This is a genomic window from Psychrobacillus sp. BL-248-WT-3, assembly GCF_012843435.1.
In the GTDB taxonomy this organism is placed as follows: Bacteria; Bacillota; Bacilli; order Bacillales_A; family Planococcaceae; genus Psychrobacillus.
In genome coordinates this window covers 1-16,833 of the sequence record NZ_JABAFC010000003.1, presented here as the reverse complement: position 1 = coordinate 16,833, position 16,833 = coordinate 1, and the positions used below count along the sequence as shown (strand labels likewise).

At 38.0% G+C, this 16,833-nt stretch carries 11 protein-coding genes; 1 reads left to right on the top strand and 10 read right to left on the bottom strand.

All coding sequences use genetic code 11. The features are described 5' to 3' along the window. Window positions 1-4: 4 nt before the first annotated feature. The 9 genes from HF876_RS02810 to HF876_RS02770 form a co-directional block, all read right to left on the bottom strand. Window positions 5-955, bottom strand: a complete 951-nt coding sequence (locus tag HF876_RS02810) for a DUF294 nucleotidyltransferase-like domain-containing protein (protein WP_169358539.1) — start codon at window positions 953-955, stop codon at window positions 5-7. Window positions 956-1,020: 65 nt separating this feature from the next. Then, entirely contained in the window at window positions 1,021-2,289 is a 1,269-nt protein-coding gene (locus HF876_RS02805) for an ammonium transporter (RefSeq protein WP_169358538.1), read from the bottom strand. A gap of 186 nt (window positions 2,290-2,475) precedes the next feature. Further along, on the bottom strand, window positions 2,476-2,625 hold the full coding sequence (locus HF876_RS02800; RefSeq protein ID WP_169358537.1) for a hypothetical protein: 150 nt from the start codon (window positions 2,623-2,625) through the stop codon (window positions 2,476-2,478). Between the two features lie 100 nt (window positions 2,626-2,725). Beyond that, window positions 2,726-4,648, bottom strand: coding sequence for a glycoside hydrolase family 68 protein (locus tag HF876_RS02795; protein ID WP_169358536.1), 1,923 nt, complete (start codon window positions 4,646-4,648; stop codon window positions 2,726-2,728). A 122-nt stretch (window positions 4,649-4,770) separates the two neighbouring features. Then, window positions 4,771-6,327 (bottom strand): glycoside hydrolase family 68 protein, encoded by a 1,557-nt coding sequence (locus tag HF876_RS02790; RefSeq protein WP_169358535.1) that lies wholly within the window; start codon window positions 6,325-6,327, stop codon window positions 4,771-4,773. Between the two features lie 328 nt (window positions 6,328-6,655). Next, the gene (locus HF876_RS02785; RefSeq protein WP_169358534.1) at window positions 6,656-7,405 is read right to left on the bottom strand and encodes a class I SAM-dependent methyltransferase; all 750 of its coding nucleotides are present in this window, start codon (window positions 7,403-7,405) and stop codon (window positions 6,656-6,658) included. A gap of 173 nt (window positions 7,406-7,578) precedes the next feature. Continuing rightward, window positions 7,579-8,802: a 2-oxoglutarate dehydrogenase complex dihydrolipoyllysine-residue succinyltransferase gene (odhB, locus tag HF876_RS02780; protein WP_169358533.1), complete on the bottom strand. Its 1,224-nt coding sequence runs from the start codon at window positions 8,800-8,802 to the stop codon at window positions 7,579-7,581. Window positions 8,803-8,830: 28 nt separating this feature from the next. Beyond that, on the bottom strand, window positions 8,831-11,626 hold the full coding sequence (locus HF876_RS02775) for a 2-oxoglutarate dehydrogenase E1 component (protein ID WP_169358532.1): 2,796 nt from the start codon (window positions 11,624-11,626) through the stop codon (window positions 8,831-8,833). A gap of 402 nt (window positions 11,627-12,028) precedes the next feature. Continuing rightward, window positions 12,029-13,486, bottom strand: coding sequence for a DASS family sodium-coupled anion symporter (locus tag HF876_RS02770; protein WP_169358531.1), 1,458 nt, complete (start codon window positions 13,484-13,486; stop codon window positions 12,029-12,031). A 766-nt stretch (window positions 13,487-14,252) separates the two neighbouring features. Between HF876_RS02770 and HF876_RS02765 the strand changes: the two genes are divergently transcribed. Then, entirely contained in the window at window positions 14,253-15,962 is a 1,710-nt protein-coding gene (locus HF876_RS02765; RefSeq protein ID WP_169358530.1) for a transglutaminase domain-containing protein, read from the top strand. A 314-nt stretch (window positions 15,963-16,276) separates the two neighbouring features. Here the strand turns inward: HF876_RS02765 and HF876_RS02760 are convergent, their stop codons facing one another. Continuing rightward, window positions 16,277-16,750, bottom strand: a complete 474-nt coding sequence (locus tag HF876_RS02760; protein ID WP_169358529.1) for a phosphate-starvation-inducible protein PsiE — start codon at window positions 16,748-16,750, stop codon at window positions 16,277-16,279. Between the last annotated feature and the right edge of the window lie 83 nt (window positions 16,751-16,833).

Sequence of the window (16,833 nt, the reverse complement as noted above, 5' to 3'; positions counted from 1 at the left end):
TTTTTTAACTAGTTAAAGCAATTACTTCTTCATGAAGCCTTTTTCCATCCTTCAGTATTCGCTTAATCTCCTTGCGCTCTTCCTTAGACAAATTATGAATCCTTAAGTAATGAGTGTCCGTATAATTCTCTATTTGAATTAAAGAAATCCGATACTTTAATAAATCCAAGAAATTTTTCTCACAGTTTTGTAGCATTTTATCGTATTTACTTGAATGCTTTAATTGAACAATCCTACTTAACGTAGAAGTCTCATAGATGCCTTCCTTTATGGATAATAGACGCACTGCATTTACATACGGCAAAAAGGCGGCATATTTCAAGTTGACACATCCCTGATATTTACCATGCTGCTCCACTAAAATCTGCCCCACTGGTCCTATAACATTTTTGACATGTTCAATATTGGCAGAAAACCGTCTTAATAAAGAAGAATGACCTAGCTGAAATTGATAGATAAAAAGTTTTAATTCATTAATATAGCATTGATCTCCACACAAAGTACGAGCATCAAAAAAAATCTGAAGATGTCTAATAGCCTCCCAGCTTTCTTCTCTCATCCATTCCTCAAGCTGACTTTTCCAGTGCCCCGCAGACTTGCACCATAATGGGTTAGAACTCATAACGTTCCCTTGACAATATGGATACCCTACAGCATGCAACCCGAATGCTAGCTCCTCTCCCAGCACTTTAAAATATTCCTCATATTCTTTGTCCGACTTTTCATATATAATTCCATGGTCCTGATCACTGATTAAGCCTTGCTCTCTTCTGCCTCCACTGCCCGTTATAAACCATGTGAAGTTACAGGGCGGTTCCTCTTTTAGTTTACTTTTAGCAATATGCATCACATGTTGCATGACTTGATCATGAAAATCATTGAGAGAGATGGTATCTTTCAAATAGGACATGATATTTTGGTCCTTCCATTCTCTTAAGAATTCATAGGTTTCCATGACCACACTCCCTTTTATACAAAAAGCCTCTGAAGCAGAGGCTTTTTGACGTTTATTTATTTGTTTTAGTTAGTACCTTTCGCTTCCTCTAAAACCATTTGTTCTGGATAGCCATAATTCCCGTGCTCACTCATATCCAGACCCATTATTTCCTCTTCTTCTGTCACTCGGATACCACCCATGACTTTCTTCATTATAAACAGAATAGCATATGATACGGCGAAAGCGAATGCTCCGCAAGCTGCAACTCCCATTAATTGAACTAACAGCTGATCTACGCCACCACCATAAAACAAACCAGGTTTCCCTGTCGTCGCAAGCTCGGTTGTAGCAAAGAAGCCGGTAGATAAAGTACCCCAAATACCAGCAGTTCCATGAACAGAAAGTGCATAAATTGGATCATCAATTTTTCTCTTTTCAAAGAATCGTGCACTATAAAATACAAGTACCCCAGCTATTAAACCAATCACAACTGACGCCCATACGTCTACAAATGCACACGATGCCGTAATAGCAACTAAACCTGCTAATGCTCCATTTAAAATAGTAGGAATATCTGATTTCCCTAAAGCTACCCAGGAGATAAATGTTGCCGCAACCGCTCCTGCTCCTGCTGCTAAAGCAGTATTTAATGCTACATACCCAAAGAATGCTGCATCAACGGAAACCGTACTACCCGCGTTAAAACCAAACCAACCAACCCACAAAATCAGTACACCTAATGCAGTATAAACTTGGTTATGACCCGCTAAGTTATTAGAAGAACCATCTTTGTTAAATTTCCCTATTCTAGGTTTTAGTATCATCGTTGCCGCTAGAGCTGCTGCTGCACCAGTTAAATGAACTACTGTAGACCCTGCAAAATCTTGTTTTCCATGTTCAGCTAACCAACCGCCTCCCCACACCCAATGAGCGATTACTGGATAAACGATTATGCCGAAAAGAATAGTGAAAATTACGTAAGCAGACAGTTTAGCACGTTCGGCAAACCCGCCAAGAGCAATCGTTATTGCAATACCAGCAAATGCTAATTGGAAAACAAAAAACACGGTAGGAGAAACACTTGCTCCATCCTCTCCTCCACCAGCATAGAAGAAGTCTGTCATTCCTACGAAGAAGTTAGCATTCCCTCCAAATATAAAACCATATCCTACTGCCCAAAATACTAATGATGCCAACCCAAAAGTAAAAATGGTTTTACCGGCAACGTGCCCAGCATTCTTCATTCTTGTTGAACCAGCCTCTAAAAGTATAAATCCACCAATCATAAAAATAACTAAAATTGCAGCAACCATGGTCCATAAGCTGTTCATCAAATACATTACATCTTCCATTTTGACCCCTCCTATTTCTTTATGTTACATCCCTTAACATTAAATGTTAGGAAATATAACATCATTTATTTATATCCTTATTTTACTTAATACAAATTGAATGTCAATACATTTTTCTGAATTTATTTTATTTTATGTTAACTTTCATTACATAATTGTGTTTATCGGCAATAACAGGCTTGTTAGCTACATTTCTTCATACTTTGTACTTTTTGGAATTATGAATAGCTTACATGTATTTAGAGTAACTTGTACCAGCTTGATGTCTTCTAGCAATCCCATTCTCTTATGTTCGCTTTGGCCATTTTCTATCGGGCAGATGATGCAAGAATTCATACCTTCTCTCCATCTATTAGTTTTAGAAAGATGTCTCATATAAAAAAATCCGACTCCATAAAGGAGCCGGACTGAAGATTAAATTTTATATTTAATTTTTTTACCTGTTTCTACATCCACAGTTGGGATCATTGTAAAATCTTTTTCTATCTGGCTTAGGGAAGCTGATGCAATCATAATCATTATGCTGATGATTCTTGTCCTTGCATGCACAATCATCTACTGAGTCGCAGTCATCCTTGTGTTTATGCTTGGAATCCTTCCAATGGTTATCTTCCTTCCAAGACTTATGACTTCTTGGATAGGACGGGTTACTATGTTTTTTTCCACATCTATAACATTGCCCATTAGAATCGTAATTATCATAATCACACTCATCACTTCTATCATGGTTGCAATCCTCATTATCTCTGTCTTTCCCGTGTTGATGGTTACATTGACAATCGTAATTGTCTTTGCCTCTATTACGATGATGGTTACAATTATAATCACCATGATCTTTACAGTGGCAATCATGATCGTGTTCGTTTCCACCATTACCGTTTTCGGCACCATTTCGGCAACACTTCGGACTTTCCGTTTCAGATACCATAACCAAGCCGTACTCGTATTCAGCTACAATTTCTGTTGTTCTACCTGAAACTCTTAATTGAAGAGTAGGCGCAAGAGTTCCACCAAAATGTGCTCTTCGGAAAGATTCAGGTAAATTAGTAAGCTCATCTGTCGTTATTCCCTGTAAATCGAAAGTATCGATGAAGCTTAGTACAGAGAAATCCGGTAACACTAACCAAGAATAAGCCTGGTTCGGTTCAGAAACTGGGTTTGCTATAACTAAGCCTCCAGAGTTTAATGGTTGATAATTTCCTCTTAATGACCCTGCCACAAAACCATATAAACCATCTGGTCCAGGTCCATTAGTTAAACCAGGAGCAAACGTAAATCTATGACTATCTGTAAATAAATAGTATAAACCGTTCCTTACAATAAGGTGTGGACGTTCCGTCTGCTGATTTGTACAGCCCGCCTCTAAGAGAGCCGGTAGTAATTGCCAAGAAGTGTACTCATTGTTTCGTAGTAGGGCAATTCCAATATTTCCAGTGTAAAGCCTTGCTTCCTCTGGCACTCCAGGTCCACAATCAATGTCTAAGTTGTTTCCCGCGATATTACCTTCAAACAATAAATACTCGCAGCCTGTTGCTGGATCTTTAAAGAACCAAGGATCACGGAATGCGTAAATAATACTACTTCCACCCGATTCAGATTGTTCTTGCGTTTGATAAAGCACTCCGTCTGGCTCTAAAATTATTTCATGTGGCGCGAAGTTAACTAGCTCGACACCATCTAAATTGGATCTAAAGTTACTGCTTGTTAATGCAATGCGTTGTTCAAAAGTTACTTGAGCTTCACCACGTCTACCGGAGGCTGTATAGAAGTAATAGATTCTTCCTCCATCGATGATTGCAGATCCTGCCCATTGTCTTGATCCAAATGCAGTACCCTCTTCAAAAACTAGTCCACCTTGTATCCAATTTAAGCCATCTCTAGAATAGAAGTATGCGATTCTCGCTACGTCATGTCTGTTATCTGGTAATACGCTTCTAGGTGCTGATAAGGCAAACAGAACTCTCCATCCACCCGGAAGTACAGCTATAGAACCATCTTTTTCTTGAAGTGGCCACATATCCCATATCCACAAATCATCTGAAATTCGTGGGAATGGTTCTTGTATAACAGGAGCGCTATTAGAAGCAGTAATTCTAATTTGCTCTGCTTGCGCCCTCGTCCAAGCCGAAGGAACTGCGTCAATGCTTTGGTTTAAGCATCTTTTAAAATCTCTTTGTGGGTTGTAATCACAAAATCTTTTAATATCATTGTTGTTAAATGATCTGTACTGAGTAGTTCCAGAATTAGTTGCAGCACTTGGGAAATTTCTATTTGATGAACCTCCAGTTATTGGAGATAGCATTTCATTACCTGACCCAGCGATTGGAACTCTCTGACCCATATCTCTTTTTTTTGACATATATTTTCACCTTTTCTTATTTTCAATTCAATCAAATGAATGGTTTGTACGAAAATCTAATTTAATCTAATTTAAAAAATTTACCACTCATATAATCAAATGTTATTTATAATTCTTCTTACTTAACGTCTGTGATGATTCTCAGAAGAATAATCATCATTACATGCTCTGCATTTAGGACTTTCTGTTTCTGATACCATCATTAGTCCATACTCATAAACATCTATAATCTCCGTATTTCTGCCACTTACACCTAGCTGTAATGTTTGAGCTAATGTCCCACCAAAATGTTCAAATTGAAATTGTTCTGGTAAAAAACCAACTTCTTCAATTGGAATACCTTGCAAATCAAAATTATCTATAAAGCTCAAGACTGAAAAATCGGGTAAAACGAGCCAGGAATATGCCTGGAAAGGTTCGGAAGGAGGATTAGACACTACAAGTCCACTTCCATTTAGCGGCATATAATTCCCACGTAGGGAACCTGCTACAAATCCATACAACCCGTCTGGACCAACCAACCCCGGAGCAAATGTTGAAGCATGCGTATCTGTAAACAGATAGTATAGTCCGTCACTTACTACAATGTGAGGACGTTCTGTTTGTTGGTTCGTACATCCTGCTTCTAAAAGTGCAGGGAGTAGTTCCCAACTGGAAAAGCTGTTATTACGAAGTAATGCTATTCCTATATTGCCTGTATATTCTGCAGCGTCTGCTGGAACTCCAGGTCCACAGTCTACATCTGCTGACGTACCGGCTATATTTCCTTCAAACAATAAATATTCACACCCTGTCGCAGGGTCTTTGAAGAAGAAGGGATCACGGAAGGCATAAATTATTCCTCCACTAGATTGTTCTTCTGTCTGGTAGAGAATACCGTCTGGTTCTAGGATTACTTGATGAGGGGCAAAGTTTACTAATTGCACACCATCTAAGTTAGAAATATAATCACTGCTCGATAATGCAATTCGCTGCTCGTAAGTGATTTGAGCTTCTCCTCTTCTACCAGTAGCTGTATAGAAGTAATAAATACGACCATCTTCATCAAGCATTGCTGAGCCTGCCCACTGTCTAGACCCTATAGCTGTACCTTCTTCGAATACGTAACCTCCCTGGATCCAGTCAAGTCCGTTTCTCGAATAAAAGTAACTGATTCTTGCAACATCATGTCTTTTTCCTGGTAGAACACTACGAGGGACAGATAAAGCAAATAACACTCGCCAACCACCAGGTAACACTGCGATTGAACCGTCTTTTTCTATTAACGGCCACATATCCCATATCCATAAATCGGCTGATATACGAGGGAATGGGGCTTCAATTAGCGGTGCAACATTAGTAGAATTAATTCGAATTTGTTCTACTTGGCTCCTTGTCCAAACAGATGGAATCGCGTCGCGGTTATATTCAAGGCAACGTCCGAAATCTCTTCTAGGGTTATAGTTACAAAACTGACTAATTTGTTTGCCATTAAAAGTTCGATAACGAACATTGTTATTTCCAGTGGCTCCAGAAGGAGAGTTCCGATTAACAGAAGCACTCGGCATTATATTTGCGGATTCTGTTCTCGAGCTTCTAACAGGAAATTGTTGCGAAGTTAGTTTATACCTATTTTTATTTGAGCGATGTTCATGTTCCCCAAGTCTATTAAAATGTTTTTCATCATTTTCTTTTGTCATAACTTACACACCTTTAATAGATTTTCGTACATTGCTATCATATGTAGAGCCAAAAGAAAGGTTTGAGTAAAATTATTAAACCGTAAGAAAATTGTGTATCTAGTTTTTATAGGTGATTACCACGAAAAAAGGGCAATCTCATGAGAGATTGCCCTTTTTTAAGGTATATAAATTAGGTTTAATCATTAGTTTAGATAAATTTAATATAAGAAAAAAATAATTTAGAAGGATTATTAGTTATCACTATGTCCAGCGACAGTCTCCCCACTACACAACTCGTTAAACTGTTCTAGCTTAGCTTTGAAAAATCTATTCTACTTAATTAACATCACTTTTTCAGTCGAAAAACAATGAAGTCGGGACTTCTAAAATCCTCACGAAATGATGGGTACTTCTTCAACATTTCCTCAGATGGGGTAGGCTCTACTATCTCTTCTATTAAAAATCCAGCTTCACAGATGGCTTTTACATAGCTTGTTAATGTGCGGTGATAGAAGATTACCTGGTCCATCCCTCTTTGCTCATAGGCTCCCTCATAAAAATAGTTATCTACTTTCCAATATAATTTTTTACCGTCATCCCCTTTCTCCCATCCACTTTCTGGAGTTTGAAAACAAGGATGTAAAATAGAAAAGACAAAAATCCCACCCTCTCGAAGAACACGATAAATCTCATTAAATGCTTGCTGATAACCTTCTAAATCCTGGATCACCATATTAGAAACAACTACGTCATAAGTTCCTTCCATTATAAAATGTAAATTTTCACAGTTAGATTGTTTAAATTCTATATTGAGTTCTGATGTTGTTCTACTTTTTGCTATTTCAATCATCTTTGATGAATAGTCAATAGCTGTTACAGCTGCTCCTGCCTTCTCCATCAGTCTACTTAAATACCCTTCTCCACAACCAGCATCTAGTACTTTTTTGTTGTTTAAATTTCCCATAAGACTAAACAAGGTTGGATTTAAATATACCTCTTTATGTGGATCTCCATGCTCCAGATGATTGGCTGCATATTTTTCAGCAAACTTGTCCCACCTCTTAATAGAATCTTCAGAAGTCATATTTTTTACCATAATAACGCCACTCCCATTCTAATGTAATAACTAGTAATTCGACTTACATAAAAGAGTTCCCGCTAATAGTATTTCCCAGAAAATAATTAAGAATAAAAAAAGGCTTACTGGAATAATCCAGTAAGCCTCTAACAAACTTAAAATGTAAATATTAATACTCCGCCTGAACTCTCTTAAGATTCCAGCATAAGATCCTCTGGATTTTCGAGCAATTCTTTTACCATTTTCAGAAAGCCTACTGAATCTTTTCCGTCTATTACACGGTGATCATAAGAAAGAGCTACATACATCATAGGTCTTATTTGAATTTCACTTCCAACCGCTATCGGTCGTTTTTGAATGGTATGCATTCCAAGGATACCAACTTGTGTTCCATTTAATATCGGGGTAGACATTAAGGAACCAAATACGCCCCCGTTTGTAATTGTGAAGGAACCACCCGTCATATCCGAAAGTGCTAGCTTGTTATCACGTGCCTTTTTAGCCAGTTCTCCAATATCCCCTTCAATTTCTGCAAAGTTTTTGCGATCCGCATCACGAACGATTGGCACTACTAGACCCCCTTCTGTTGATACAGCAATACCAATATCAAAGAAGTTATTTTTAACAATGTATTCTCCATCCAGCTGTGAATTAACATAAGGATATTTTTTCAAAGCAGCTACGACTGCCTTAGTGAAGAACGACATGAAACCTAGACGTACCTGGTTGTCTTCGAAAAATTTATCTTTTTTACGAGAACGCAAAGCCATCACATTCGTCATATCTATCTCATTAAACGTCGTTAACATTGCAGTGCTTTGTTTAACCTCTAATAAACGTGATGCGATTGTTTGTCGTCTACGAGACATTTTTTCGCGAGTCGTACGACCATCATCTGTTGGAGCAGAGACAATTTTAGCTGGCTCTGCTATTTGTTTTGAGCCATGGGCTGATACATCTTGAACACGAACACGCCCCATTGGATCAACAGGAGACACTTCATTTAAATCAATACCTTTTTCCCTTGCCATCTTACGCGCGGCAGGGCTAGCAATAGGTCTACTTGTGTCTGAGGTAGTTTCAACCTTTGTAATTGGTGCATTGTCTGTCTTTGGTATATCTGGAGCCTTTTCCTCAACCTTTACTTCCTCTGCCTGAGGTTGGGCAGCAGAAGTTCCAGATCCTGCACCGACGATGGCAATAACCTCTCCTACCTGAACTGTATCTCCTTCACCAAATAACAGCTCACTCACTACTCCCGCTTCCTCGGATATAACTTCAACGTTTACTTTATCTGTTTCGAGCTCAACTATAAACTCGCCTTTTTCAATGGTATCACCTGGTTTTTTTAACCACTGGGCAATCGTGCCTTCTGTAATAGACTCTGCCAATTCCGGAACTATAATTTCTGCCACTTAAACTTCCTCCTTTTAGTTCTATTGCTCACAAACTTTTTAATGCTTCTTCAATAATTCTTCCTTGTTCTACTTTATAAGTATCTGCGTCGCCTTCAGCCGGACTTGAGCGATGCACTCGTCCTGTATAAGCAATGCTTCTTCCATCTGCCATCTCTAATAAATACGGGAGAGCATAATTCCAAGAACCCATATTTTGAGGTTCTTCTTGAGCCCATGTCAATAACTCTACGTTTGGGTAACGTCCTAATATATCCAAGATTTCATCCTTAGGGAATGGATAAAGCTGTTCCACACGAATGATATGCAAATAATTAAAATCAGTGCCGCTTTTTACTTTTTCCGCTAAATCAATTGCCATTTTCCCACTAGCAAAAACAATTTTCTTTACCTCGTCTGGTTGGCCACCAAGATTCGGTTGTTCAATCACCGCTTGGAATTTACCATCCACCAATTCAGAGACATCAGCACCAACCAAAGGATTCCGTAAAAGTGATTTAGGAGAGACGATTAGTAGCGGACGCACAAATTCTTCATTCAAAGATTCTGCTTGTCTGCGTAATATATGGAAGTAATTTGCTGCGCTTGAAAGGTTAGCTACAGTCCAGTTATTTTCTGCTGAAAGCTGTAGGTACCTCTCTAATCTAGCACTTGTGTGCTCTGGGCCCTGCCCCTCGGCCCCGTGTGGAAGCAGCATTACTAGACCTGACTTCAATCCCCACTTCGCTCGAGCAGAACTGATAAAGTTATCAAACATTACCTGTGCCATGTTAGCAAAATCCCCATACTGTGCTTCCCAAATCGTTAACGTATTCTTATCCTCTAGTGTATATCCGAATTCATAGCCTAAAATAGCAGCTTCTGTTAATGGGCTGTTATGAACAACAAAAGAGGCAGCAGAATCGCTAATAAAATGCATTGGTATAAGTTCTTCTCCTGTTTTCTCATCATGTAGTACTAAATGTCTGTGAGAGAACGTCCCGCGTTGGGCATCCTGTCCACTTAAGCGGATCGAATGTCCATCTTGCAAAATAGTTGCAAACGCAAGTGTTTCGGCGTGTCCCCAGTCTATCTTTCCGCTTCCGGTAAAAGGCTCTTCCCTACGTCTAAGTATCTTCTCTAATTTTTTGAATGGAGTGAACTCCTTGGCCCAGGTTAAAAGTTCTGCGTTAGCCTTGCTTAACTTTTCTTCCTCAACACCAGTCGGTATATCAGGATATCCGTCTAATACAACCTGCGGAATCACTACCTCGTTTGCAGTTGTCTGCGGAAGTTCTTTGACCCTGTCATATGCCTCCTGCATTTCCTTTAATATTGTCTCATCTAACATCTCAACTTGGGACTGGTTAAGTACCTTTTCTTCTACAAGTTGGTCACCATAAATTTGCCTTACAGTTGGGTGTTTATGGACAATATGATACATCAATGGATTAGTAATGGATGGTTCGTCCATTTCATTATGACCATATCGACGGTAGCCAATAAGATCAATAACTATATCCTTACTAAATTGTCGACGATACTCAAAAGCAAGCCTTGCTACTTCTAACACAGCTTCCGGCTTGTCAGCATTTACGTGGATGACTGGTACCTCAAATCCCTTTGCAGGATCCGAGGAATAATTCGTAGAACGAGAGTCGAATTGCTCTGTAGTGAATCCAATCATATTGTTAGCGATAATATGAATGGATCCACCTGTTTGAAAACCACGCACTCGGCTGTAGTTTAACACCTCTGTTACCACACCTTGCCCTGGAAAAGCGGCATCTCCATGAACTAAAATTGCAAATGCTGCATTCTTATCTTGCTTTGGATAACCAGGTATGTCTTTTACCTCTTGTGCTGCTCTAGTTTGACCAGTCACTACAGGACTCACTACCTCAAGATGGGATGGATTATAGGCCAGCTGTACTGTGACGCCATTATTTGAACGATAGGTAGCCCCTTTATGATATTTCACATCACCAAACCAGCCTTCTGCAATCTCTAAAGATCCGTCCTTAGGTAAGAATGCCTTAGACGGTACATGAGCGAACTCAGCAAACATCATCTCATACGGTTTATTTAATACATGCGTCAAAACGTTTAATCGGCCACGGTGGGCCATTCCGATATTCACCTGTTTAGTTTTTGTTATCCCAGCCTGATTAACTAATTCATCGATTAAAACAACTAATGCATCAAGCCCTTCTATAGAAAAGCGCTTAGCTCCTACAAACGTACGATGAATAAACTTTTCAAATCCTTCAATTTTAGTTAAACGTTCTAGTAACTCTTTCTTTTCTTCTAATGAATGGCTTTGATTTAAAGCATTTCCTTCAATTTTATCTTGAAGCCATTGTCTCTCCTTGGAGTCTGTGATATGTGTAATTTCAAAAGCAATACTTTCCGTGTAAACAGACCTTAGATAATTGATAGCCTCAAGTCCATTACGTATGTCTTTAGGAGGATTATTAATTATAAGAGCTGCCGGTACATCTACCAAGTCCTGTTCAGAGAGGCCATAGAACTCCATACTAATTTTCGACGGGTCCTGTTTCCCATTGTTAAGGGGGTAAATGTTAGCATTTTGGTGTCCATGTATACGAATAGCATCTGCGAGCCGAATAGCTCGAAGAATTTTATCTAAGTTGTTGTTTATATTACCTGATATCGATTTAGTCTCACTTTGACTCAAAGAATCAACTGGTGAACCATATTGTTGAAACAATGCTGCTATTTCCTCTTCTACGTGATCAGGTGATTGTACATATAAATCGTATTGCTCTAACAGATATGCTAAATTGGGTCCTTGAAATTGATTCCATGGATAATTGTTATTCATTATTACACATCCTTATATTTTTAAGCTTTGTTAAAGTTATGGTTGATTTTGACTAACAATTCTTTTTTATAGTGACTGTAAACATACACAAGGAAATTTCAAATGGCTATTGGTGACAGTTTTTTAGCTTTGTTTATGCGAGTAAACTGATTAGATTTATAGATGCTAAAGCTTTTCCATTTATTGATTGGAGCACCAGACGGCGACTCCTACGGGATGAGGGAGACAGATAAGACATCACAACCACGCGCGTAAGCGATGGGTGATGGCTTATCGCTCACCCCGAGGAAAGCGTCCGGCTGGGGCTGAAATCAATTCTACTCTCTGATTTAAGATTTCTTTGTATCATAAATCAACCCTACCCTTCAACATAGCCTATTTTTATAACTAATCCCACTTGTCTTAAAGAAGACCAACCCATTGCCAATAAGTCATGCTGAAGACAATGATTAATAAGTATCCTACTATAGTTATTGGAAGACCAGATTTCAAAAGGTCCTTTGTTGTGAAGGCACCGGTACCATATGCAAGCATATTTTGGGGTGCGCTTACAGGTAGCAAGAAACCGAAGCAAACAACAAACTGTTGGATTAATACAAGACCAGGACCGTTAAAAGAAGTTGGCTGCATGGAGACCACTAAAGCGATAACAATAGGTATAAAAGCGGAAGCCAAGCTCGTAGCACTTGCAAATCCTAAGTGAATCAAAATATTAAATAACGAAAGAACCATGATAATAAAAATAAGAGGCATTTCTGTCAAACCGACTGCTTCTAAAGTATTTTGCGATAACCAAGCAGCTCCTTGCGTTTGTAAAAGCACTGTACCCATTGATATCCCAACTCCAAATACTACAAGAGTTCCCCATGGAATCTTATTTTGCACTTCTTTCCAAGAAAAAATACCAATTCCAGGTAAGAGCATAACCATGACCGCTATAAAAGTCACTGTCGTTGAATCTAGTGGGTGAAGTATACCTTCTGTTGCCCAAAGAATTAGTAATGCGACCGAAATAATAATTAATCTTTTTTCTTTCCCTGTTATAGGACCCAAATCTCTTAATTGATCTTTAATAACTACGTCACCGTTTTCTAATTCCGATAGCTCTGGTTTGATAAGCTTATTCATTAGAAAAAATAGTAAGACAGACATCAGTATGGACCAGGGACCAGCATATATAAACCATTGCCCCCAGGTAATATTAATGCCAAAAGTTTCTTCAATAAATCCAAGAGCAACCATGTTTTGGGCTGCAGCTGTTTTAATACCAACATTCCAAATAGATATAGACTGCACTGCCGTAACTATTAATAAAGCGGAAAGCCTACTTGTTTTAGGTAAATTAAAAGCAGCTACTATTCCTAAAAGAATAGGAAGAATTGTACCCGCCCGAGCTGTAGCACTAGGAACAAATAGAGCTAATACAATACTTACAACAATTGTCCCAAAAACTAAGCTCTTTGTTTTTGTACCAACCTTGGACATGATGAAAAGGGCTAACCTTTTGTGTAATCCCGTAAGCTCCATCGCTGCTGCGATAAATGTAGCACCGGCTACTAATCCGACTGCAGAAGAACTAAACCCACCTAACGCAAGCTTTAATGCACCTGATGTCGTGTAATCTACTGTAGGATCATCAATAGTTGGAGCAAGACCTATAAATACGGAAATTAGCACAATTATTATGGAGGCACTTACAGGAAACGATACAGCCTCTGTAACCCACAGAATTACTGCTAACGCAAGTATTGCCAGAGCTCTCTGCCCAGCAACAGGAAGTCCTTCAGGATTTGGTAACAAAATAATGATAAGAAATACTGCAAAAGCCAGAAGAACAAATAACATTTTATTTTTTTTCATCTTTTCTTCTCCTCTACTTCTATAAATTTACAAATAGACTAACTAAGAATGAATCTTTACTTTGCGATTAAACATACTTGTGGATAAAATAATAGGTGAACTTAAAGCACCTCTGTATACTTATCTGCTGTATTTTGTCCTAATTTATCCTTATTAATCATTCCATCTTCTTCTATTGTCATACACGATATTTTAACTTTTAAGTTTTGGAAATCGCCTCTTTCTCTTAACTACTCTCTTACTTGGACTTCACTTTTAGGACCTTAATAATTTGTTCATACAAGTTTCTAAATTATCTTGTAATAAAAAAAACTTTTTATACCTGAAATTCCCAAGTAAAGTTTCATAAATTGCAGGAGTTTTGATACTGTTTCATTTAAAAGAATAGGTTTAATATTATTAATTGTGAATAATTTCACAATAACGTAAGTATAACTCTTTTGTATTTTTTTGTTATACTATTATTCTTTTTTTCACTATTAATTCATAAATTATTAATCGATTGTTCATAATTTTGTCATTTTTTATTATTTGTATATAATTTAATTTTATTTTAAATTTAGTAAGCAGCTGGCAGTTGGATGCGTAAATTTCTAAGTTATCCCTTGTATTAAGCGTTCGCGCTGTCATCGGTTATACAGCTCACGTCTCCTACTGGATACACCTGCTACTGATATCAATACATGTAAAAAATAATCCACTATTTTTCCAAATTTATGAGAGAATAAATAGAAGAGTTTTATGCGGATAAAAAGGAGGATTTTCAATGGAGTTATTTAAACGTGGATTCCCTATATTGTGTTTTTTAAGTCTTCTCTCTGCATGTGGTAATGATTCCGAAACATTGAATAATCCAATACCAACAGAACCTAACATTCCTGTTCCAATAGAAAAAGTTGAAGCTGATCCTTATGAAATTTTAGTTCAGGAAAAAAATAAAAGCTTAAACCTTACTCCGCTGGATCTCACTTCCTCTTATGCAAGTGAACTAGGGCTCACCTTTTATGAACCAAAATATGAGAAGTTTTCTGCTAACGGTGAAGTTACTATTGCAGGTGAGATAAAGAAGACTGACGAACTAAAATCTAACTACATATGGATTAATGTCCAAACAGAAAAAGAAAATAGTTATATTCAGGAACAGGACTATTTTGTTCCAATTAGTGATGGTAAATTTAAAAAAATCATTCATTTTTTTAACGGTGAGGGAACGTATAAGATTAAAGTACAGATACCGAGCACAGAACGAGAAAACCATTACTATGATACAGCAAACTTTGAAGTTCTAAATGTAAACCCAAATAGAATTAGAGATGTTGCCTATACACCTATTGGTTTAGAAGCCGGACTGACCCTTAATACAGAGGTCGGCTATGTAGAAGAAGACGGTATTTATACATTGCAAGGGAACTTACAGAATGGTGGATTATACGAGGATATTATGGTTCGGCTATCAAAAGACGGTCAAACGTGGAGTAATGTTATTCCAATAAAAAAAGGTCAATTTACTGCCAATATTCCACTTTTGTTTGGCGAAGGCTTGCATAAGCTAGAAGTTATGATTCCCGATTTAGAGAAAGATAACTTTTACAAGACTGCAACTGATTTGCTTATAGAAAATACATCGTTAGAGATATTGGAACCAATTTCTTATTCTTCCCTATATGCTGAACGCGGGATAAATCTGGTTGAGCCTGTCAGTGGAGAAAAGACAACAGGACACACGTTTCACATTAAGGGTTTTATAGATCCAGAAGCTTCACTATCAAAACAAACTACCCATCTCTATGTGCAAACTCAAAAAGGTGAAGATCATGCTCTAGAGGTCATTCCCATCCAAGACTTTACATTTAACGATTATTTTCATTTAAGATTTGGCCCTGGAGAATATGAAGTATCTATTAGCGTCCCTGAGATTACTGAAACTAAAAATGATTTCTTTAGATATTATGAGGTTGCTAAGTTCGATATAATTTCTTCAGCTGAACAGGATAAACGAGATATTCTTCCTTCAAGAGGCATTGAATCTGATGCACCGCAAATTAGTGACCTAGCAAACAGCCTTACAAAAGGAAAAACTTCCGAATTAGAAAAGTCAAAAGCTATTTATGACTTTGTAGCTAGCACCATCTCTTATGACGTAGTTAAATTCCAAAATGACGACTTCAAATGGGATGACAGTGCCTTAAAAACTTTAAATTCTCAAACTGGGGTATGTCAGGACTACGCCTACCTTACGATTGCACTCTTACGTGCAAGCAATATCGAAGCCCGATTTGTAGAAGGATACACGACAGATCGACATGCATGGGTAGAGGCTAAGGTCGATGATCGGTGGGTCACAATGGATCCTACATGGGGTGCAGGCTACCTAAATGACAACAAGGAATTTATAGCTAGTTTTAGTGAAGATTATTTTGACCCTGATGAAGAGTTTTTCCAAAAAACGCATACTCGCATTGGTTTAGTATATTAGTATGAGCGGAGCTGCCTCCTCGCTTTTTTCATTTGCCTGTCGGGGCAAACACAGGGGCTTACGCTTTTCTATTTGGCTAGCTTCAGCCCCTTGCCCCTCGGGGCCAAATGGATAAAAGCTCCGGTGGCTGTGAGGCTGCCTCCTCGCTTTTTCCATTTGCCTGTCGGCGCAAGCACAGGGGCTTACGCTTTTCTATATATAAATAAAGAGGATGGTTGTGGTTTATTCACAACCATCCTCTTTGCAACATTTATAGAGGTTTTATTTATTTTTTTAGGAATAATTTCACGACTTAAATAGGTATTTTGTATTTTTCATGCATTCGTTTCTCCCAAGTTTGATGGATTTTCTCTTTCCCTTCCTTTTATAAACCATGGGTTACTAGGTCTTTCAAGTGGTGTAATATTCATAATAAAATAACCAACAATTAAAATTAGAATAACGAGTGAGTAAAAAAGAGTATCAATTGGATGGTCATGCTCTACGATGATTAGACGGATCATTGCTGTGATACCTACATATAAAAAATATCTAAGCGGAAAGTGGTAGTCTTCTTTGAAGTACTTCACGATCATAGTGATGAATTCAAAATACAAAAAGAATATGAGGATATTAGCAAGGAACATTTTATAATCGCTCGGACCTACTGTGAGCAGCACCTTTATAAAAATAGTCAGCTCCTTCACTAACAAAAAGGCCAGTATAAAGGCCAAGAAGACTAAGCAGAGGTTTAAAAACATTTGCAAGGCTTTTGGGATGATCGATAACACAGCTGTAAATTTAACCATTCAATTCCCCCTCGTATATTAGTAATAAGAGCTCTTTCCGATAGAATTTCCAGTTGATCCGGACAGCTGGAGGATCTGTTGGA